The sequence below is a fragment of the Sphingobium wenxiniae genome (assembly GCF_007830065.1).
In the GTDB taxonomy this organism is placed as follows: domain Bacteria; phylum Pseudomonadota; class Alphaproteobacteria; order Sphingomonadales; family Sphingomonadaceae; genus Sphingobium; species Sphingobium wenxiniae.
Window position 1 is genome coordinate 1 of the sequence record NZ_VLKK01000011.1, and the last position, 20369, is coordinate 20369.

Genomic DNA, 20369 nt, shown 5'->3' on the forward strand with positions numbered 1-20369 from the left:
GCTGCTTGCGCGACTTGCCAGCCTCGATCCGCAGCCAGCCTGACAGCTTCTCCGCATACGGGTCCAGCTTGCTCGGCCGCTCGGGAACCTTGAACTGCGGCTCTACCGTGTCCGCCCGCAGGTACTTGCGGATCGTGTTGCGCGACAAACCAGTGCGCCGCTCGATCTCCCGGATCGGAACCTGCTGCCGGAAATGCCAGCGCCGGATTACACTCAATAACGCCATGTCGATCACTCCTGAATCCTCCGACCAATCAGCCAGAGGGAAGTCAAAACATGGGTCACTTCTCAGTGGAAACTTATGCCCCTCCCGGGTCAACTCTCAGTGGAAATCAACACGCGAGCCTCCCGAGGCTAACCGCTATAACGCTACAGCCGCATGTGGTCACTCAATCAGCTTCTGCGCCATCTTTGGGCGTTTGATGTTCGGAATGTAGTGGAAGCCGGTCATGGTGGAGCTGCCCTTCACATACTGCATTTCCATATTCAGATAGCGCATGTTCTGCATCACTTCGTTGAAGAATCGAGCTTGGTCTTCGACAGTCGCAATATCTACATGGTAGAGTTGCATGCTCGACATATCGACGGGCGAATTGCTCTTCGCCAGCTCCTCAATGTCAATATAGGCCAGCTTGTCCGAACCTGCATGAAGCCAGTTCGCATGGGCGTATCGGTTGCGGATGGTAAGGCAGACCCGCATGTGGGCTAGGGTCGTCTCGTAAGTCTGCTTGAGCTTTGGATCGTCTATGCGATTACGAATGAGCGCGTCTGCAATGTCGATCCGCTGGGTTTCACCGCGTGACCGATAGAGCGTCTTCACTGCTATATCCAAGTCCTCGATGACGTGACTGACCAGTAGGCATAGGTCCCATTCGAGATCGCCATACTCGATTACCATCCTGCCGATTATATCGCCTTCGCGTTTGAACCGGTCAAACGGTAACGGCATGTATAGTTTCACGGCCAATGTCGCTGCCCCCTGTTTCTCTATACTGCCATTAGCGCGCCATGCTGGGGCGCGAAAGCGCGGTTGCCCTCGCTGCGGCAACGGCAACCCCTGCCAGCGCTACAGCGCCAGCACAGCGGCCTGCTCTCGTGTGGCCATCACCCGCAAAATCCCCGACCCACAAATATACTATTTCATGGCCTGTCGTGCCTGAACGGACCTAAGTGATTGTTATAGAAAAATAATTGCTTGCGGACCTTCACACGGCCTCCTTAGCTAATAGCACAATCATAGCCACAGCTAACCTTGGAGGCCGCAAAATGGCTGATGAAATTGACACCCGCGTCAGTCTCGATCTTGATCCCGAAGCCGCGATGCTCACCATCGTTGATTACGATGACGATACCGCTTCTTACGTCAGCACCGCCAAGTCCGCATTCACCGAGGCGTTTACTTCGCTCCGCGCCATTCACGATGCCAAAGCGGCAGTGGTGGACGATCCCACGCTTACGGAGGCGGGCGCGCTTTTGAAGGTCGATGACTTTGCGCAGAAGCGCATGATCGCGAAGGTCTATCCACTGTGGGACACCGCCTCGTCCACGCTCAACGCCAAGGTGGAAGCGTGGGAGAAGGAAATGACCAAGGCGGTCGAGTCCAAGGCCTCCCAGATGGTCAGCAGCGAAATTCGCGCTCACTTCAAAGGTCTCAAGACCGGCGAGCGCATGGCAGCTATCTCGCAGGCGATCCGCGATGGCGACGATGTGGTCGCGTCCGCAGTGTTGGGCGCGCCCGGTATGCTCAGCGGCATTGATGACGAGATGAAACCCATCTTGCTCCGCGAGTATCACGAGCGGTTCAACCCCGGCCTTGCCAAGCGCCTGCGCGCCGTCACCGCTGCCCGCGACCTGATCGACAGTCGCATGGGCGTGCTGAAGAAGGAGGTCGCCAAGGCGGTCGGCACCATCAAGCTCAAGGGCAACACCTTCGACCTGCACGGCCAGTATTCCGGCGAGATCACCCCGGCGCAATTACGCGCAAAACGGGACAAATCGCACAAGCCGTTCACGGTCTGACGCTTGTTCTAATCAAATCGAGGTAGTTCGATGAACGCCATAGTTCAGCCCCCTTGGGGGTCCGATTGGAAGCCTGCGCCTGCGCCACCGGCAACCGAACCGCGCGGACCCGGCAACCCTTCCTGGGTCAAGAACGGGCCGAGTCCCAACCCGAGCGGCAGACCTCCGGGCATTCCAGATCGGCGGTTGCTGGCCACTCAGCAGATGCTCGATGAAATGCGGAACATCGTTGCCGTGCTGGTCGGTAAGGCGCTGGAGGGCGATTCCAACGCTGCTGCCATAATCTTGGCGAAGACGCTTCCGAGCATCAAGGCACAGGCTGAAAAGGTGAACTTCCACCTCGACACTGATGCGCCGATCAGTGGGCAAGTCGCTCAGGTAGGTCCGCCCTGATCCTTGCCGCGATGGTGAGCACGGTGTCGTTCGGCATTAGGCCCCCCGATAGAGCGTGTCGACGAGACCTCTAAGGTCCGAGAGCTGGAACTCCATGGCTTCGAACCGACGGTCGGCGGTGTATGATGCGTGCGGAGCGGTCGCTGGCAGCCAACTCACTCGGGTCGCGGGCCTCACTGGAAAATGACCGACGGTATAAGCGAGGCCATCGCGCCGCTTCGCGGTCCTGAACCCAACTCGGTAGAGTTCGAGCAGCCGGGCGACCCAGGCTTGGGCTTCGTCGGTTTCATAGTCCGAGAGCAACGTGATAAGTTCGCGAATGCCGCTGGGGCGCCGCGGACCCGCGGCCAATTTGCCATGGGCATCTGCAATGATTGCTGTGTTGCTGGTGGCCAGACACTTCGCCTCGAGGGCAAGGATGTGGGTGATCTTGCCTTCGCCGTCGAGCCGGAAGGCCAGGGCGTCGTCGCCAGTCCGCCCAGGACGTTTCTCGGCCTCTGCATCGGGATCGTGCGGTTCGCCCATAAGGAACCGCTCGTTAATGAGGTCGAGGTGCTGGAATTCCTGATCATGGAAGCGAAACAGGAAGGCCGGTACGTGCCAGTCGGTATGGCCGAATGCACCGAAATGCTCGACTGCGAGGCCGGCAAGGGTTTCGCCGAGATAGCCTTGTAGGGTGATGCGGTTTAGCATCGCAGGATAATGAGCGGCGGGATCGTCGATGGGATCGGAAAATGGCGAAAGATTGTCTTCAAAGCCTTTGCGGATGCGGGTCCGGGCATCGTCGAGGGCCTCTTGAGCATAGGCGATTAGTTCATCGCGCAGCGCTCCAAAATTGGCATTCACCTCGCGCCACACGCGAAGTTCATATTTGCTATGTGCGCCGCTCACAGGCTGCGCAACAAGCCACGCGTTGAGTGGACGCAATGTTACACGGCGAAAGCGGATCATTTTGAGTTCACGTGATCTCGCAATAGATTACCGTGCAGCCTCATGTACAACGCCCCTCCTAGAATTCCCGTTATGTGTATTATCAATGACGGTGACTGCCTAGAAGCTCCCCGGAATTTTCCAAACCATCCTGACGTTAATTCACCCCCAACGAAATAGCACGTCGCCGGATCGGCCCACATCATCTGCTCCGCTGAACGGATGGCGGGTTTCAGGGAAGCCGTGCGATCGTTCGAACGGCCGCTATGTCGGCGATCTACCGCACACCTAGCAAATATTTCTAGCAGCTTTGCGTCGCATTGGGCTGTCATTGACATTGTGCTGATCACGTATCATATAAAGTTACATGAAAAGAGACAGCCGATTATCGGGGGTGCTCCATGTGCTGCTGCACATGGCGGAACAGTCCGGTCCCCAGACATCCGAAACACTCGCCCGTGCGATGGATACCAACCCGGTCGTGATCCGCCGGGTTATGGCTGGGCTTCGCGAGCAGGGCTTCGTGCATTCCGAAAAAGGGCATGGCGGCGGTTGGACGATCGTTTGTGATCTTGAGACCGTCAGGCTGCGTGACATCTACGAGGCACTGGGGCGGCCGGAGATACTGGCAATGGGCAATCGCACCGATGCGCCCGGCTGTCTGGTCGAACAGGCCGTCAATGCGGCGCTGGGGCAGGCCTTCGACGACGCCGAGGCCTTGCTGCTGCGCCGGTTCGGCGAAATCACCCTGGCGCAATTGAGCGCCGATTTTCACGCGCGCCTGACCGAACGCGGCGGCGCAATCACGCCGGAGACCTCGCATGCAGCATGATGCTATCATCTTAGGTGGCGGCTTTGCAGGCCTTGCGGCCGCAACCTATCTGGCGCGGGCGCGCCGCAATGTCCGGATTCTCGATACCGGTAAGCCGCGTAATCGGTTCGCGGAGGCCTCGCATGGTTTTCTGGGGCAGGATGGCCGTAACCCCGGTGATATTCTGGCGACAGCGCGCGCGCAGCTTCAGGCCTATGACAGCGTGGAGTTGACGGATGCACGGGCGAGCGAGGCGCGAGCCATTGAGGATGGCTTTGCAGTATCTCTTGCCGATGGTGAGGAAGTCACCGCTCGTAAGCTGATCCTTGCCTTCGGCCTGCACGACGAATTGCCCGATCTGCCGGGTTTGCAGGAGCGGTGGGGGAAGACCGTTCTGCACTGTCCCTATTGTCACGGCTTCGAGTTCAGCGATCGGCAGCTGGGGGTGCTCTACCGCACGCCGATGTCGGTTCATCAGGCGCAACTGATTACCGAATGGGGACCGACGACGCTCTATCTGAACGGAGCGGAACTGGCCGGGAACGAGGCCGCTCAGCTTCATGCGTGCGGTGTCAGGATCGAGCCGGCCCCCGTTCTGGGACTGTCAGGTAAAGGAACGGACCTATCTGCGATTGAACTCGCCGATGGCCGGAGCAGCGCTGTCTCTGCGCTCTACATCGCACCGCGCTCGTGCCTGAACAGTCCGGTTGCAGAACAACTCGGTGCCCGGATCGACGAAGGCCCGATGGGGCCGATCATCCACACCGATGGCGACAAGCTGACAACGGTTCCGGGCCTTTATGCAGCCGGCGATATCGCTCGTGCACCTCACAGCGTCAGTTGGGCCGTCGCGGACGGCGTCACGGCCGGTACGTCCGCGCATCGCGCGCTTGTCTTCGGTTGAACGATGGACACGCTGCGTCCCTTTACCGATGCGGCTGCTGTTGCGCGCTACGCCGAAGATACACCGCGCAAGGTGCCCGGATATGCTGACCTCCATCGAATGGCCATGCTCCTATTGGCGGAGCGCGCGCCGCCGGACGCTGATATCCTCGTATATGGTGCCGGGGGCGGTCTGGAACTCAAGGCGTTCGGCGAAGCGCAGTCTGGCTGGCGGTTGGTCGGTGTTGATCCCTCAGCGGAAATGCTCGATCTGGCGCGGGAAACCCTCGGGCCTCTCCAGAGGCGCGTGGACCTTCGGCAAGGCTATATCGACGCGGCGCCACAGGGCCCGTTCGACGGAGCGGCCTGTCTGCTGACGCTGCATTTCCTCCAGCGGGACGAGCGGCAAGCGGTATTGCGCGACATCCGCCGCCGTATGAAGCCCGGCGCACGGTTGGTCATTGCTCATCACAGCTATCCGCAGGGAAGCGAACCACAGGCCTGGCTCGCCCGTTCGGCCCTGTTTGCGGATCGGGGCATGCAAGATGTCGCCGGGGCATCCCGTTCCGCGCAAATGATGAGCAAGCAATTGCCGATCCTGTCATCGGGCGAGGAAGAGGGATTGCTGGAACAGGCCGGATTCAGCGAGATCGCTCTTTTCTATGCCGCCTTCAGTTTTCGCGGATGGGCCGCGACCGCATGATGCAAAGCGAACTTGAATTCACGGCGGGCTATAGCGGCCCTGATCTGGACTAGAAATGACCGCTTTGTTCGCGAGGGCGGCCAGCCATCATTCGCAGTTGATCTTAGAGTTCTAGGTCACATTCATAAACCGTTCTGATCCAGTCAGGGAGGCGTGGTAACGCGAAGACCAGGCGCTCGTTTGCGAATGTCAGGCAATGGCTCGGCGGCTGGTTGAGGCCGGAGTTATCGAAAACCATGCCGCGATCCGCTTTTAGGACTGCGGCGCGGATGAACGGTGCGCCGCGTGCATAGCGGGCGCGGATCTTGTCCTCGGGGACGATATGTCCGCCTTCCTCTACGCGTGTGCCGACGCGTGCGACAGAAAGATCCGGCGTCTCGACGCCGACATGCATCACGATGACGGTGAACCCTAGGTTCCGCGCTTCGTCGATGAGTTCAAGCTTGGAGGGATGCGAGAAGACCGTCTCCGTCACGAAATCCCGGCCCCGAGCGAGATAATCGGCCCGGCGCGAAGTCGCGATATTGGCCGCTTCGTAAGATGCCTTTGGTGATGGATCACGTAGCTCGTCGCGCTGGATGATGTCGGCGTTGATGAACGGTCCCGCAAAACTCGGCGCGACCCGCATCTCATAGAGTGTGGACTTGCCGGCACCATTCGGTCCGGCAAGTACGATCATCGTCGGCTTCATGCCTTATGGACGGCCTTTTCGCGCACCAGGTTGCCGGCTTCATCGAGACCGACTCCAAGCCCAAGCTGCCTCCGCCGGCCAAAGAAGGCATCCTCGTCAGGTTGGGACTGCCCCATCATCTCGACGAAGCTATCGAGCCAGACGTCCTTCTCCTCATCGGTGAGGTCAGTCGTCTCCATGTGGCCGGCAAGCGCAGCGGTGATGCGGGCATGATCGAAATTGCCCGATCTCTCGATGGCGCGACCAATGCGCACCCAATGCGCGATCTGGCCAGCAATCGAGCGGCTCTGCAACTCGGACTCGCGACGCACGATCTTCATGATGTCGTCACCAAGCTTAATGGACTGGGCCATGGATTACCTCCAAGTTGCAAGGTAGCATTTTGCCACCTCAATTTCAAGCATATCTATCGATGCACCGCCTGCGTCACAGGCTAGCTGAGTTCCGCAGGAAATCGCGGATGGACGGACCATCAATGGCGTTGGACATTTCGCGTCTGATTGTCTGCCCAAGCGATTCGCTACCCAACGGTTTCTCTCCACGCATTACGAGGATGCTTAAACGGGAAGCGATCGAAATGTCTGCGTGCAGCGTAGACTGGCGCACGTTGGGCACATGGTGAGCGGCAGAGAATGAACGGACAATAGGGCCAACAGCCGGAGGCGCGCTTCTGCGCCTTTCGCAGGGAGGCTCACATGACCCCAACCAAGCTACTCGTCGGTCAGATTATTGTCGTTTTCGCCATCGTCATCTTAGGCTTGTGGGCGGCGACCCAATGGGCGGCATCGATGCTGGGTTATCAGGTGCAGTTGGGCGCGCCTTGGACGGTCGCATTCGATACGCCGATCTACCGCCCCTGGCAGCTCTTTCGCTGGTGGTATCATTACGAGGCCTATGCGCCGGAAGTGTTCGACAAGGCGGGAACGCTAGCTGGAGCCAGCGGCTTTCTCGGTTGCGCCTCGGCCATTGCCGGTTCGCTCTGGCGTGCCCGGCAAAAGCGCAATGTTACCACCTATGGCTCTTCCCGCTGGGCCAAGCGCTGGGAAATCGCCCGCGCCGGCTTGTTTCGCAATGCGGGCGTGTTTCTCGGCCGTCATGGCAGCGAGTATCTACGCCACGACGGGCCGGAACATGTCATGGCATTTGCGCCGACCCGCTCGGGCAAGGGCGTCGGGCTTGTCGTTCCCTCGCTGCTGTCCTGGACCGGTAGCGTCGTCGTTCACGACATAAAGGGCGAAAACTGGACGCTGACGGCGGGATGGCGGGCGCGCTTTTCGCATTGCCTGCTGTTCAACCCGACGGATGCACGTTCGGCGCGTTACAATCCGCTGCTCGAGGTTCGACAAGGCCCGGACGAAGTGCGTGATGTCCAGAACATCGCCGATATCCTTGTCGATCCCGAAGGCGCGCTGGAACGGCGCTCGCATTGGGAAAAAACGTCCCATTCGCTGCTTGTCGGCGCGATCCTTCATGTCCTCTATGCCGAGGAAGAAAAGACCCTCGCGCGCGTCGCCACCTTCCTGTCCGATCCGCAACGCTCGTTCGCGCATACGTTGCGCCGGATGATGGCGACCAACCATCTCGGCACGAAGGAGCATCCGCAGGTCCATCCGGTCGTCGCCAGCGCTGCGCGCGAAGTCCTGAACAAGTCGGAGAACGAACGCAGCGGCGTCCTGTCGACGGCCATGTCGTTCCTGGGGCTATACCGCGATCCGATCGTGGCGCGGAACACCAGTTCATGTGACTGGCGCATTGCCGATCAGGTCGATGCGAAGTCCCCGGTATCGCTCTATCTCGTCATTCCGCCATCCGACATTAGCCGTACCAAGCCGTTGGTCCGTTTGGTGCTGAACCAGATCGGCCGCCGCCTCACCGAGCGGCTCGAAGGCGACCCCAGGAAAAGCCGCAAGCATCAGCTGCTCATGATGTTGGACGAGTTTCCGGCATTGGGACGGCTCGACTTCTTCGAGACGGCGCTGGCCTTCATGGCCGGCTACGGCATCCGGGCCTATCTGATCGCCCAGAGCCTCAACCAGATCAGCAAGGCCTATGGCGAGAACAACGCTATTCTCGATAATTGTCATGTCCGCATAGCGTTTTCATCCAATGATGAGCGCACAGCCAAGCGGATCAGCGATGCGCTTGGCACCGCGACCGAACTGCGCGCCCAGCGCAACTATGCCGGACACCGCCTCGCGCCATGGCTCAGCCATGTGATGGTGTCGCGTCAGGAGACCGCCCGCCCACTGCTGACACCGGGCGAGGTGATGCAACTGCCGCCTGCCGACGAACTGGTGCTCGTCTCAGGGCTCGCGCCGATCCGGGCGAAGAAGCTGCGCTATTACGAGGATCGCAATTTCACGTCGCGCGTGATGCCGCCGCCCGAACTTTCGGACGGCTACTGGCGCGATCGTCCCGCGCCGCGGCCCGACGACTGGAGCGGTCAGGTGCGCGGCTTACACGAAAAGCTGGCGGCCGAGGCCGAGGACGACGGTCTTGGTGAGGACGGGGAAGGCGGCTTGCAGCAGCAGCGCCATCCAGGACTTCCCGAAGAACAATCCGTCAAACCAACCGACCGCACGCCGGAAGTTGCCCCCGGCGACGATAATGACAGCGATCCTGTTGCCGATCGGCGCGCCATGACCACGCTCAGCAATGTCGCACGCGCCGTCGCCGTCAACGAGGGCAAGGATCGCGGCGACCTGATTCCCAGCTTCGGAGGGGATCAGTGATGCTGAACCGCGACAAGGTCCGCTATCAACTCTTCCTCGAACCCCGGCTCGCAGAGCGGCTGGAAGAAATGGCAGCACAGCCGGGTGTGGCTCGCTCGGATATTTTGGTGGCCGCACTCGACGCCTGGCTTACCCGGCAGGGCAGTAATGAACTGGATGAACGGTTCGGTCCCCGGCTCGATCGGATGAGCTTGCAGATCGGTCGCCTTGGGCGCGACCTGCAGGTGTTGCTCGAAAGCCTGTCGGTCTTCGTCCATCAGCAATTCTGCCTCAACGCCCAGATCCCCGAGCCCGATGCAGCCGCCCGCGCCGTGGGCCGCGAGCGGTTCGACAGGTTCATCGAACAAATCGGCCGCCAGATGGCTTCGGGCGCGAAGCCGCTGACACAAGCCAATGAGGTAGCCTCATGAGCGGGCCTGCCACTATCCAGGCGCAGGGCCGCCGGCGTGCAATGCTGCGCACTGCGATGGGGCCGGCCATCGGGGCGGCGCTCGCCGATGCGCAGGTCATCGAAATCATGGTCAACCCGGACGGCGTGCTGCGGCTTGACCGGTTGGGCGAAGGCCGCGTCGATACGGGCAACAGGCTCGAAGCGGCCGAGGCCGAACGCATCATCCGCCTGGTCGCCTCCCATGTCCGCGCCGAAGTTCATGGCAATGCACCGATCGTTTCAGCCGAGCTTCCGGAAGGCGGCGAACGGTTCGAAGGATTGTTGCCCCCAGTCGCGAGCGCGCCCTGCTTTTCGATCAGGAAGCCTGCCGCACGCATCCACCGGCTGCTCGACTATGTCGCCGACGGCATCATGCGCGCCGAAGTCGCACTGGCGCTGTCGATGGCGGTAGTCGAACGCAAGAACATCCTGGTTGCCGGCGGCACTTCGTCGGGCAAGACCACGCTGGCGAATGCGCTCTTGAACGAGATGGCCGCGCTCGATGAGCGGGTGATCCTGATCGAGGATACACGCGAACTGCAGTGCGCCGCGCCCGATACGGTGGCACTCAGAACGCGGGCGGGCGTCGTCAGCATGGCCGATCTGGTGCGCTCCACCCTGCGCCTGCGTCCCGACCGCATCATCGTCGGGGAAGTGCGGGGCGGGGAAGCACTCGACATGCTCAAAGCCTGGAATACAGGCCATCCCGGCGGCATCGCCACCGTCCACGCCAACAGCGCGCGCTCCGCGCTTTACCGCATCGAACAGCTCGTTTTGGAAAATGTCGTCACCGTTCCCCGGCGTCTGATCGCCGAGGCCATCGACCTCGTCGTGTTCATTTCGGGAAGGGGCACCGGCCGCAAGGTCGAGAGTGTCGTCGAAGTGACCGGTCTCGATGCCGATGGTGACTACGCCGTCACCGATCTCGCCATTCCCCCCAGCACAGGAGACTGAATATGCACACCACCAATCCGTCCGCGCTTACGCGCCTGCCGCAGCGGCTCGTTCTTCCCGCCGCAGCCACGCTTATGGGCAGACGCCCGCACCCGAGACGCCCTATCAGCGCGCCGGCCAGCTCTGGGACGAGCGGATCGGCTCGGCGCGCGTCCAGGCGAGGAACTGGCGGCTCGTCGCATTCTCCTGTCTAGGGCTGACGGGCGTCCTGATCGCATCGAATGTCTGGCAGTCGATGCAGGCCCGGGTCGCGCCTTATGTGGTTGAGGTTGATCGCCTGGGTGAAGCGCGCAGCGTCGCGCCGGCGATCCAGAACTACAAGCCGACCGACGGGCAGGTCGCGTGGCATCTGGCCCGGTTTATCTCCAATGTGCGTTCGGTCTCGACCGATCCGGTGCTGGTGAAGACCAACTGGCTGGACGCCTATGACTTCGCCACCGACCGGGCAGCGACGTTCCTCAACGAATATGCGCGCTCCAACGATCCTTTTGCCGGGATCGGTCAGCGCAGCGTCTCGGTGCAGGTGACGAGCGTCGTGCGTGCCTCGGGCAACAGCTTTCAGGTCAAATGGACCGAGAGCATTTTCGAGCGTGGCAGCCTGGCTCGAACCGAACACTGGACCGCTATGCTGACCGTCGTGATGCGGCCGCCCAAAACGGCCGATGCGCTGCGCAAGAACCCGCTCGGTCTGTTCGTCAACGCGATCGACTGGGCGCGTGAACTGGAAGGCGCGCCGACCACAAAGCCCGCAGATGAAAGGCCACCTTCGACGCCGACAAGCCTTCCGCAGCCCGTAATCGCTCCGGAGAGCATCGAACCACTGCCGGCTCTGCCTGCGCCTGCGAACTCCGCCCCGCCCGATGCCGCGACTTCCGATCAGAAAGGAACCAATCCATGACGCGTCTGCTGTTCGTATCGGCCTCCGCGCTGGCGCTTGCTGCCTGCGCAGGCAAGGCCCCGCCGCCCGCGATCCACTATGACGCCGCTGATTTTCGTCCGGCTGTTGAGGAGGCCGAACCGGCGAAGCCGGTCGAGATCGTCGAGACGCCCGTGCCGCTTCCGCTTCCCGGTCAGCTTCAGCCGCCGCCATCGGTGAAGCCGGAGGTCGGTCCACCGACCGCGCGCGTCGATGCCGCAAACCGTGCAGCGACAAAGGAGCCGAGCAGTTCGGGCTATATCAATGCGGTGCAGGTCTATCCCTGGACCGAGGGCGCACTCTACCGTCTTTATGCCGCGCCCGAGCGCGTCAGCGACATTGCCTTGCAGCCCGGCGAGAAACTGGTGGCGGTATCGGCGGGCGATACGGTGCGCTGGATCATCGGCGATACCACCAGCGGCGCGGGCGAGGGTGCCCGTGTGCATGTGCTGGTCAAACCCTTCGCACCCGGCCTTGCCACGAACATGGTCATCACCACCGACCGGCGCGCCTATCATCTCGCGCTCGAAAGCACCGATGCCACATCGATGGCAGCGATCAGCTGGACCTACCCGCAGGACCGGCTTGTAGTGTTGCGACGGCAGGATGCCCGCGCCGAGCAGGCGAGGCCCGTCGCCGAGAATGTCGCGCTGACCGATCTGCACTTCCGATACGCGATATCGGGCGACGATCCACCCTGGCGCCCGCTGCGCGCATGGGATGACGGGAACAAGGTCTATATCGAGTTTCCCGCACGGCTCGATCAGGGCGAGGCGCCGCCGCTCTTCGTGGTCGGGCCGCTGGGCGACAACCAGCTCGTCAATTACCGGGTGAGCGGCAACCATTACATTGTCGATCGTCTGTTCGCGGCGGCCGAATTGCGGCTTGGCGAAGACCCGCAGCAGGTGGTGCGGGTCAGCCGGACGGACGGGAGGCAGTAATGGCCGAGCCCGTCGAACCCCATAATCCCGAGACCCAGACGTCACAGCCGCCGCCCAAGGCCGCCCCCGAAACGCTGACACTTCGAGCGTCGCCGCGCCGTGTCGTGCGTTTCCGCCGCGGCGTCATTATCGGCGGCGCGGCCGCTGGTGCGCTCGCCATTGCCGGCGTGGCCTGGATGGCGCTCGGGCCGAAGACGGTCGGGATTGTGAGCGGCGATGAGAGCAAGGCGATCACCGAACGTCATACGCCCGCCGACGAGGTGATGAATCTTCCCGGCGACTACAGCAAAGTGACTTCCGAGACGCCGATCCTGGGCGCGCCCTTGCCTGGCGATCTGGGCGGACCGATCCTCGAACGCCAGCGCGAGCTTGGCCTCGAACCGGGAAGCACCGCGGCCATGACGCCCGCAGAACAGGCGGCCGAAGCCGAGCGCCAGCGCATCGCCGCGCAGGCGAGGCAGGCGCGCGAAGCGGACGTGATGATACGGTCCGCAAGCGGCTCGCCGGCGGCCTCGATTGCGTCGGCATTGGGAAGCGCGCCCACACCGTCAGTACCGGGCACAGACGAAACCGGACGATCGGACGGCGGCCGCGTGGCCCTCGATCCGGGCCGCGATCAGAACAACCAGCAACGCAAACTCGATTTTCTCGGCCAGCAGATTGCAGGCGGCGTGACGAACGCCCATGCACTCCAGACCCCGGCTTCGCCCTATGAGTTGATGGCGGGCAGCGTCATCGCCGCCAGCTTGCTGACCGGGCTCAACTCCGATCTACCGGGCATGGTCATCGCGCAAGTCACCGAGAATGTGTTCGATACCGTGACCGGCCGGACCTTGCTGATCCCGCAGGGCGCGCGTCTGATCGGCAGCTATGACAGTGTCGTCGCTTTCGGTCAGCGCCGCGCGCTGCTCGTCTGGCAGCGTATCATCCTTCCCGATGGTTCATCGATCCGGATCGACAATCTGCCCGCCACCGATGCCGCCGGTTATGCCGGGCTTGAAGATAAGGTCGACTTTCATAGCTGGCAATTGCTCAAGGGTGTCGGGCTTTCGACCCTGCTTGGCTTCGGCACCGAATTGTCGATCGGCGACGATGAAAGTGATCTCGTCCGCGCCATTCGCCAGTCATCCCAGCAGTCCGCTGCCCAGGCCGGGCAGCAGATCGTCAGCAAGAACCTCAACCTCCAGCCAACCATCACCGTCCGCCCCGGATGGCCGCTGCGCGTCCTCGTTCACAAGGATCTGACGCTTCGGCCGTGGGGCGGGCGCTGACAAGGAGACACACCCATGCTCAAGCTCGACAAACTGCCCGACCGCACGCCGGTCAAGATTTCCATCACCGTGATGCCCGATCTGGCTCACACGCTCGCCGACTACGCTGCGATCTACGCCCGGATCTATGGCGAGAAGGCCGAAGTTCCCGATCTCATACCCGCCATGCTCGAAAGCTTCCTTGCCAGCGACCGGGCCTTTGCCAAGGCGCGCAAGGAACAGGCGGGGGAGGGCTAGGCCATGTCCGTCATCGGTATCTTCAAGCCCTCGAAGGAGGGGGGCTGGGAAGGCAATCTACGCACGCTTGGCATCAACGAGCGGCTGCGGCTCGTACCCAATGACGATCGCTCATCCGACGATGCGCCCGCCTTTCGCGTGATGCTCGGCCGGCAGCGGATCGGCGACGCCTGGGAAGCCTGCACCAAGGACGAGAGAGCGCGCGACTATCTGCGGCTGCGTCTTGATGATCCCGGCTTTGCGCGCCCGATGACCGCTGCGCTGTTTCCCGACGATGACGGCGCGTCGGCGCGGCTGATGTGGCGGCGCTGACGGGGCCGAGCGATGAGCCAGGCGAACGAGCATATCCTGACCGTTACCGAAGCCGCCCGGCTGCTTAAGGTTCATCCCAATACGGTTCGCAATCTCATCAAGGCGGGCACCATCCCGGCCGGGCGTGTCGGGCGCCAATGGCGCTTCGTGGAGGCCGAGCTTGTCGCCTGGATTCGCTCCGGCTATCCTGATGCCGCACAGACGCAGCCGGGTGCCTCACGAAAGGAGGCAATATGGCACTCTGGAAACGTGCATCGAAATACTATGTCGAGTTCACAGCACCGGACGGAACGAGAGTTAGACGCTCTACTGGAACGTCCGACAGGCGGAAGGCCGAGGAATATCACGACCGGTTGAAAGCCGAGCTGTGGGAAGCGAGCCGACTGAAGCAGAAGCCGAAGCGGACATGGGACGAAGCGGCTTTGCGGTGGCTGAAGGAGAAGGCGCACAAGAAGTCCCGCAGGGACGATGTGCAACGCATCCGCTGGTTCACCACCCATCTTCGCGGCAAACTGCTCGACGAGGTGAGCCGGGACATGATCGACCGGTTGCTGACGACCCGCTTGCCCAAGGCGACCGACGCCACGCGGAACCGATACATGGCGCTCATTCGCGCCATCTTCCGCAAGGCCCAGCGCGAATGGGAGTGGATCGATCACATACCGGCGTTCAAGGCCTATGGCGAGGGCAGCAAGGTCCGCGTGCGGCATCTGACGCACGAACAGGCCGAAGCCCTGCTGGAAGCCTTGCCCGATCACCAGCGTGAAGTGGTGCTGTTCGCCCTGACGACGGGGCTGCGGCAGGGCAACATTCTCGGTCTGACATGGGACAGGGTCGATATGGCCCGCCGCATGGCCACGATCGGGCATGGCGACACGAAGAACGGCAGCGCGCTCGGCGTTCCGCTCAACGAGGTCGCGCTGGCCGTGCTGCAACGCCAATGGGGCAAGCATCCGACCCATGTGTTCACCTATCGGGGCAGTCCGCTCCGTTCGGCGAACACGCGCAAATGGCGTGCGGCGTTGAAGGCTTGCGGGATCGAGGATTTCCGCTGGCACGATCTGCGGCACACATGGGCGAGCTGGCTGCGGCAGAATGATGTGCCCACCTGGGTGCTTCAGGAGCTGGGGGGCTGGAAGTCGGAATCGATGGTGCGGCGCTATGCGCACATGTCGGTGAAGCACTTGCAGCCCTATTCCGACTTGCTGATTAACGTGCCCCAACTGGAAAGCACGGTAATCCGCGAAACGGAACGGCACAAAACCACCCCCAGTGGCCCCTATGGGCACCTGCGTGTGGTCAAGTAAGTAACTGAAAATATTGGTGGACGCACTAGGGCTCGAACCTAGGACCCGCTGATTAAGAGTCAGCTGCTCTACCAACTGAGCTATGCGTCCACATCATTTTGGGAGCGCCTTGGTGAGCCACCCCGTCTTGAGGTCGGCCGGTTAGCATGATCCTCAACGCTTGCAAATATAAAATGATGCGTGTCGAAAAAAATCCCGCCGGCGGCTTTACGACCAATCGTCCGCTGAACGTCCTCGCCTGCTGGATCTGTCTATGCTCATGATGATGCCGACGCAGAGCATCACGGTCAGCATCGAGGATCCGCCATAGGACATGAAGGGCAGGGGAATCCCGACCACCGGCGCCAGCCCCATGACCATCATCAGGTTGATCGCGACATAGAAGAATATCGTGGTGGTCAAACCCGCCGCCGTCAGCCGGGCGAATTTATCCTGCGTACGCAGCGCCACGCCAAGACCCCAGCGGAACAGCAGCATGAACGCGCAGATCAGCAGGATACCGCCGACCAGCCCCCATTCTTCCGCCATGGTCGCGAACACGAAATCGGTGTGGCCTTCAGGCAGATAGTCGAGATGGCTCTGCGTCCCTTTCAGGAAGCCCTTGCCGAAAATGCCGCCCGATCCGATGGCGATCTTGGACTGGCTGATGTGATACCCCGCGCCCAGCGGATCGCTTTCCGGGTCAAGGAAGATCAGCACGCGTTTCTGCTGATAATCATGCAGGAAGCTGAAGGCGATCGGTACGGCCGCCGCCAGCGTCAGGCCCGATCCGATGAACAATCGCAGCGGCAACCCGGACAGGAACATGACGGTGACGCCGCCGGCCGCGATCATCGTCGCCGTGCCCAGGTCGGGCTGGATCAGGACTAGCGCCCATGGGACGCCGATCAGAACGAGCGCGGGCCAGATCGCGTTCCATCTGCGAATCTCCCCCACGGGTAGGAGAGAGTAGAAGCGCGCGACGGCAAGGACGATGATCGGCTTCATGAATTCAGACGGTTGAAGCTGCATGAAGCCAAGGTTGATCCATCGCTGGCTTCCTCCGGCCACGCCGCCGACCAGTTCCACCACCACCAGGGCGATCAGGACGGCGGCATAGGCCGGAAAGGCGAAACGGGCGAAGGTTTCCATCCTGACGCGGCTGAGCACCAGCGCCATCACCGAAAAGATGATGAAGCGTATGATCTGATTGAGCGCCCATGGCGCCATGCTGCCGCCGGCCGCGCTGTAGAGGACGACGGTGCCGAAGGCGGCGATCGCCAGCAGCAGCAGCAGCACGCGCCAGGAAAATTGGGTGACGGGTTGGGGAATGATGCTCATGGCGCGCCAGCCGGTGGGGAGCCTGGCGGCGGCGCTTCGCTGTCATCGTCGGCATCCGCAGCAGGCCCCGACGGCATGTTCGGGGTGCCGGCGGGTGTCGCGCTGTTCGCGGCCTCGCCCGCATTGGCGGCGGCGGGGGAGGGAACTTCGCCCCGCTCGATCGCCTTGGAAAGGCGGAAGGCGGCGGTCTGCCGCGCCAGGCGCTCGGCGGGCGGGCCGCCCCAGCCTTTCTCCAGCGTCTCCAGCTTTTCCATCGCTTTCTTCGGGTCGAACAGGAAGGACAGGGTATCGGCGCAGATCATGGGTGCGTCCTCCACCCGGCTGATGTGGCCACCATGCTCGATGATGCAGCCCACGGCATAGCGCGGATTGTCGAACGGCACAAAGCCCTGGAACAGAGCGTGATCGCGCAGCTTGAAAGGCAGGGAGGCATTGCCGCGTACGCCGCCCGCGCGTTCGGCCATGGTGATGCGGCGAACCTGCGCGGTGCCGGTCTTGCCCGCCAGCAGCACGCCAGGAATGTTCATGCGGGCTGCGCCGCCCGTGCCCCCTCCGTTCACCACCGCGCTCATCGCTTCGCGGATCACGGCCAGATGTTCCTCCGTGGCGCCAACCGATTCGGCTTCGGGACGGTCCGCGCCATGGAGAAAATTGGGCATGAGCTGCCTGCCGGTGGCCAGCCGCGCTGCCATCACCGACATTTGCAGCGGGTTGATGAGCATATAACCCTGACCAATCGTGGCGTTGACGGTATCGTATATCTGCCATTGCTGCCCATATTTCTTGAGCTTCCAGGCGGGGTCGGGCACGGTGCCATAACTCTGGCTGGCGAAGGGCAGGGGAAATTTCTGCCCCATTCCCACGCGACGCGCCATGCTGGCGATCGGATCCATGCCGATGCGCTGGGCCATCTGGTAGAAATAGATGTCGCAGCTCTGGGCGATGGCCGTCCGCATGTTGACCGCGCCATGGCCGCGCTTCTTGTGACAATGGAACAGCGTGTTGCCGACCCTGATCGCGCCCGGGCAGCCGATGGTTTCGGACGGATGGACGCCCGCTTCCAGCAGTGCGAGCGCCACCATGGGTTTGACCGTGGAGCCGGGCGGATACAATCCTTGCAGCGTCTTGTTGCGCAAGGGAACATGGTCGTCCTTCGACAGCATCTCCCATTCCAGGTGACTGATGCCGTCGGAAAAGCTGTTGGGATCGAAACTGGGCATGGACGCCATGGCCAGCACGTCGCCGTTGCGGCAATCCAGAATGACGATGGAGCCGCTTTGCGTGGCGAGGCGGCGGCCCGCATATTCCTGCAATCCGGCGTCGATGGTCAGGCGAATGGTGTTGCCCGGCGTGTCCGGCCGCGTGGTCAATTCCCGCACGATCCTGCCGCGTGCCGTGACTTCGACCCGCTTGGCGCCCGGCTTGCCCGTCAAATGTCCGTCGAACGACTTTTCCAGGCCGTCCTTGCCGATCTTGAATCCGGGCGTGATGAGCAGCGGGTTCTTGCGCTCCTCATATTCCTTGGCCGAAGCGGCGCCGACATAGCCCAGCAGATGCCCCACGGCCGCGCCTGCCGGATAATAGCGGGAGAACCCCTGGCTGGGGGCGGCGCCGGGCAGGTCGGGCAGGCGGACGCTGACGGCGGCATATTGATCGTAGGTCAGCTTGTCGGCAACCTGGACCGGGCGGAATCCGGGCGATTTGTCCAGTTCTTCCTTGATCCGATCGACTTCGTCCGGCTCCAGCGCCAGCAGTTGAGCGAGGCTGCGGACGGTCGCTTCGGCGTCCTTCACGCGCTCAGGGATCAGGTCGACGCGAAAATCGGTGCGGTTGTTGGCCAGCGGCCGGCCGTTGCGGTCGATGATCCATCCGCGGCGCGGCGGAATGAGCGTCAGGTTGACGCGGTTGCTTTCCGACAGAAGTTTATATTTCTCATTCTCCGCCACGCTGATCCACGCCATGCGGCCCGCCAGCAACAGGCCGAAGCCGCCCTGCAATCCGCCCACCACCATGGCCCGGCGCGTGAAGGTGAAGGACTGGGTGGCTTCCGTGACGATCTTGCGCCTGGATCGGGGAAATCTCATGCCATCACGCGCCAGCGGTCGATCCGGGCGCATTGCCGCACGATGAAGGGGAAAAGCAATATCGTCCAGAGCATCTGCGGCGCGACCAGTATCAGCTTAATTTCGCCTCCGCCGGTGATGCGCGCGAAAAACGCTCCCCCGGCAAGACAGAAGATAATCGCGACCGACGCGATAAGCCAGTCCTGCCGATAGCCGCGCCACACCATTCTGTGCTCGACGGCGTCGATGCCGATCAGCGTCAGCGTCCACAGGCACATGGCGGAGCCGATGGGCTGGCCGCTCATCATGTCGTCGAACAGGCCGAGCGGCAGACCGATCCAGGCGCGCAGCAATTCGGGGCGTAACAGCCGCCAGGCGAGCAGGATCAACAGGCCGAAGGGCGGCATGGACGGGGATTGGGCGATGACCGGCAAGGCCGTGACCATCGATCCCAGCAGGACGGTGACGACCGGCGTGCCGCCCAGGCGAAAACGGGAAGGATGACGACCCAGCCGGGTGGCGTGGTGAAGATGCCGGTCGATCATGGCGCCGCCGCATTTTCAGCGGCGGAGGTCTCCTGCTCCATCGGCGTGTTGGCGTCGGAACGCGTCACCACCTGCTCGAATGCGCGCTCCACCACGACGGCATCGACGCGCGAAGGGTTGGCGAGCGGCACGCCATAAGCGATTTCGCCCTGGACGCGGACCACCACGGCAACGGGCACATTGGGTTGATAAATGCCGCCGATGCCGGACGTGACCAGCAGGTCGCCCGGCTTGAACGGATTGCGTCCCGCCGACAGGGCGCGGATTTCCAATGTGCCGTCGCCAAGGCCGGTCGAGATCGCCGGGATATCGTCGTTGGCGCGGCGCACCGGCACGATATTGCTGCTGTCGGTCAGCAGCAGCACTTCGGCGGTGTTGGGCGTGGTCGTGTGAACCCGCCCGATCAGCCCTTCGGGCGCGCGCACCGGCATACCGGCCCTCACGCCCTGCCAGCTACCCGCGTTCAGCCGGGCGAAGCGCCGCGCGCTGCTGGAAGAGGAACTGATGAGCCGGGCGGCGAGCACTTCGCTTCCATCTTCATCCACCAGCTTCAACAGTTTCTTGAGCCGGGCATTTTCCCGCGCGACGGCCTTTGCCTCGATGATCTGGTTGCGGTCCGCTTCCACCTGCCGGCGCAGCGCGACATTCTGAGTACCCGCGCGCCAATAGGCGGCCAGCACTTCATCGATGGAGGCCGCTCCGCTGACCATATGCCGCAAACCTGTGGATAGGGGACGCGTCAATTCGGCTGTGCCGGTCCGGATGGCGGCAAAACCCGCGGGGTCGAATATGGCGACAACCACCAGCAGCAGGCCGACGACTGCGCCCGTCACCGCCACCACATAGCTGGCGAACAGGCCATATTGCGCCTTCCGGTTATGCCCGGGGCGTCGGCTGGGTGGCCGCGCCATC

22 protein-coding genes, 1 tRNA gene and 2 pseudogenes are annotated in these 20369 nt (G+C 62.4%); 15 read left to right on the plus strand and 10 right to left on the minus strand.

What is annotated here, in order from left to right; all coding sequences use genetic code 11:
• Together IQ35_RS14070 and IQ35_RS14075 are read right to left on the minus strand one after the other, a co-directional pair.
• Nucleotides 1-226: pseudogene (locus IQ35_RS14070) on the minus strand (IS21 family transposase); the annotation flags it as partial.
• Nucleotides 227-385: 159 nt separating this feature from the next.
• The gene (locus IQ35_RS14075) at nucleotides 386-820 is read right to left on the minus strand and encodes a hypothetical protein (RefSeq protein ID WP_145074189.1); all 435 of its coding nucleotides are present in this window, start codon (nucleotides 818-820) and stop codon (nucleotides 386-388) included.
• 446 nt (nucleotides 821-1266) lie between these two features.
• Between IQ35_RS14075 and IQ35_RS14080 the strand changes: the two genes are divergently transcribed.
• Both IQ35_RS14080 and IQ35_RS14085 read left to right on the plus strand, forming a co-directional pair.
• Complete coding sequence (locus IQ35_RS14080; protein WP_145074192.1) at nucleotides 1267-2019, plus strand: hypothetical protein; 753 nt, start codon at nucleotides 1267-1269, stop codon at nucleotides 2017-2019.
• Between the two features lie 186 nt (nucleotides 2020-2205).
• Nucleotides 2206-2412 (plus strand): hypothetical protein, encoded by a 207-nt coding sequence (locus tag IQ35_RS14085; RefSeq protein ID WP_158636668.1) that lies wholly within the window; start codon nucleotides 2206-2208, stop codon nucleotides 2410-2412.
• Nucleotides 2413-2448: 36 nt separating this feature from the next.
• Here IQ35_RS14085 and IQ35_RS14090 read toward each other — a convergent pair whose 3' ends face one another.
• Entirely contained in the window at nucleotides 2449-3363 is a 915-nt protein-coding gene (locus tag IQ35_RS14090; RefSeq protein ID WP_145074198.1) for a hypothetical protein, read from the minus strand.
• A gap of 346 nt (nucleotides 3364-3709) precedes the next feature.
• On the opposite strand from IQ35_RS14090, the gene IQ35_RS14095 reads away from it, so the two are divergent.
• The 3 genes from IQ35_RS14095 to IQ35_RS14105 are packed head-to-tail and all read left to right on the plus strand — an operon-like array spanning nucleotide 3710 to nucleotide 5738.
• Complete coding sequence (locus IQ35_RS14095; RefSeq protein WP_145074201.1) at nucleotides 3710-4174, plus strand: Rrf2 family transcriptional regulator; 465 nt, start codon at nucleotides 3710-3712, stop codon at nucleotides 4172-4174.
• A complete protein-coding gene (locus IQ35_RS14100) occupies nucleotides 4164-5057 on the plus strand; it encodes an NAD(P)/FAD-dependent oxidoreductase (RefSeq protein WP_145074204.1) in 894 nt (297 codons plus the stop codon). Before IQ35_RS14095 ends, IQ35_RS14100 begins: the two co-directional genes overlap by 11 nt.
• A gap of 3 nt (nucleotides 5058-5060) precedes the next feature.
• Nucleotides 5061-5738 carry a class I SAM-dependent methyltransferase gene (locus IQ35_RS14105; RefSeq protein ID WP_145074207.1) on the plus strand — a complete coding sequence of 226 codons (678 nt, stop codon included), beginning with the start codon at nucleotides 5061-5063 and terminating at the stop codon, nucleotides 5736-5738.
• A 103-nt stretch (nucleotides 5739-5841) separates the two neighbouring features.
• Here IQ35_RS14105 and IQ35_RS14110 read toward each other — a convergent pair whose 3' ends face one another.
• Entirely contained in the window at nucleotides 5842-6429 is a 588-nt protein-coding gene (locus IQ35_RS14110) for an ATPase (RefSeq protein WP_145074211.1), read from the minus strand.
• Nucleotides 6426-6782 carry a ParD-like family protein gene (locus IQ35_RS14115; RefSeq protein WP_145074214.1) on the minus strand — a complete coding sequence of 119 codons (357 nt, stop codon included), beginning with the start codon at nucleotides 6780-6782 and terminating at the stop codon, nucleotides 6426-6428. Before IQ35_RS14115 ends, IQ35_RS14110 begins: the two co-directional genes overlap by 4 nt.
• Before the next feature lie 342 nt (nucleotides 6783-7124).
• Here IQ35_RS14115 and IQ35_RS14120 point away from each other — a divergent pair, with 342 nt between their 5' ends.
• The 10 genes and pseudogenes from IQ35_RS14120 to IQ35_RS14165 all read left to right on the plus strand — a co-directional run bounded on the left by IQ35_RS14120 (nucleotide 7125) and on the right by IQ35_RS14165 (nucleotide 15529).
• The gene (locus IQ35_RS14120) at nucleotides 7125-9161 is read left to right on the plus strand and encodes a conjugal transfer protein TraG (protein WP_145074217.1); all 2037 of its coding nucleotides are present in this window, start codon (nucleotides 7125-7127) and stop codon (nucleotides 9159-9161) included.
• Nucleotides 9161-9571: a CopG family transcriptional regulator gene (locus tag IQ35_RS14125; protein ID WP_145074220.1), complete on the plus strand. Its 411-nt coding sequence runs from the start codon at nucleotides 9161-9163 to the stop codon at nucleotides 9569-9571. Before IQ35_RS14120 ends, IQ35_RS14125 begins: the two co-directional genes overlap by 1 nt.
• Complete coding sequence (gene trbB, locus IQ35_RS14130; RefSeq protein ID WP_184204960.1) at nucleotides 9568-10545, plus strand: P-type conjugative transfer ATPase TrbB; 978 nt, start codon at nucleotides 9568-9570, stop codon at nucleotides 10543-10545. The genes IQ35_RS14125 and trbB overlap by 4 nt, the downstream gene beginning before the upstream one ends.
• Entirely contained in the window at nucleotides 10487-11443 is a 957-nt protein-coding gene (trbF, locus tag IQ35_RS14135; protein WP_242003359.1) for a conjugal transfer protein TrbF, read from the plus strand. The genes trbB and trbF overlap by 59 nt, the downstream gene beginning before the upstream one ends.
• Nucleotides 11440-12402, plus strand: a complete 963-nt coding sequence (gene trbG, locus IQ35_RS14140; protein WP_145074223.1) for a P-type conjugative transfer protein TrbG — start codon at nucleotides 11440-11442, stop codon at nucleotides 12400-12402. The genes trbF and trbG overlap by 4 nt, the downstream gene beginning before the upstream one ends.
• Complete coding sequence (locus IQ35_RS14145) at nucleotides 12402-13673, plus strand: TraB/TrbI/VirB10 family type IV secretion system protein (protein ID WP_145074226.1); 1272 nt, start codon at nucleotides 12402-12404, stop codon at nucleotides 13671-13673. Before trbG ends, IQ35_RS14145 begins: the two co-directional genes overlap by 1 nt.
• A gap of 15 nt (nucleotides 13674-13688) precedes the next feature.
• Nucleotides 13689-13910, plus strand: coding sequence for a DUF2274 domain-containing protein (locus IQ35_RS14150; RefSeq protein ID WP_145074229.1), 222 nt, complete (start codon nucleotides 13689-13691; stop codon nucleotides 13908-13910).
• Nucleotides 13911-13913: 3 nt separating this feature from the next.
• Nucleotides 13914-14222 (plus strand): DUF736 domain-containing protein, encoded by a 309-nt coding sequence (locus IQ35_RS14155; protein ID WP_145074233.1) that lies wholly within the window; start codon nucleotides 13914-13916, stop codon nucleotides 14220-14222.
• A gap of 12 nt (nucleotides 14223-14234) precedes the next feature.
• Nucleotides 14235-14390 (plus strand): annotated as a pseudogene (locus tag IQ35_RS21925) (helix-turn-helix domain-containing protein); the annotation flags it as partial.
• A 65-nt stretch (nucleotides 14391-14455) separates the two neighbouring features.
• Nucleotides 14456-15529: a tyrosine-type recombinase/integrase gene (locus tag IQ35_RS14165; RefSeq protein ID WP_145074236.1), complete on the plus strand. Its 1074-nt coding sequence runs from the start codon at nucleotides 14456-14458 to the stop codon at nucleotides 15527-15529.
• 14 nt (nucleotides 15530-15543) lie between these two features.
• Here the strand turns inward: IQ35_RS14165 and IQ35_RS14170 are convergent.
• From IQ35_RS14170 to mreC, 5 genes are all read right to left on the minus strand, one after another.
• Nucleotides 15544-15619: transfer RNA gene (locus tag IQ35_RS14170), tRNA-Lys, on the minus strand.
• A 117-nt stretch (nucleotides 15620-15736) separates the two neighbouring features.
• Nucleotides 15737-16849 (minus strand): rod shape-determining protein RodA, encoded by a 1113-nt coding sequence (gene rodA / locus IQ35_RS14175; RefSeq protein WP_145074239.1) that lies wholly within the window; start codon nucleotides 16847-16849, stop codon nucleotides 15737-15739.
• The gene (gene mrdA / locus IQ35_RS14180; protein WP_145074242.1) at nucleotides 16846-18933 is read right to left on the minus strand and encodes a penicillin-binding protein 2; all 2088 of its coding nucleotides are present in this window, start codon (nucleotides 18931-18933) and stop codon (nucleotides 16846-16848) included. Before mrdA ends, rodA begins: the two co-directional genes overlap by 4 nt.
• Nucleotides 18930-19457 carry a rod shape-determining protein MreD gene (gene mreD / locus IQ35_RS14185; protein WP_021246842.1) on the minus strand — a complete coding sequence of 176 codons (528 nt, stop codon included), beginning with the start codon at nucleotides 19455-19457 and terminating at the stop codon, nucleotides 18930-18932. The genes mrdA and mreD overlap by 4 nt, the downstream gene beginning before the upstream one ends.
• Complete coding sequence (gene mreC / locus IQ35_RS14190) at nucleotides 19454-20368, minus strand: rod shape-determining protein MreC (RefSeq protein ID WP_021246841.1); 915 nt, start codon at nucleotides 20366-20368, stop codon at nucleotides 19454-19456. The genes mreD and mreC overlap by 4 nt, the downstream gene beginning before the upstream one ends.
• Nucleotide 20369 lies beyond the last annotated feature (1 nt).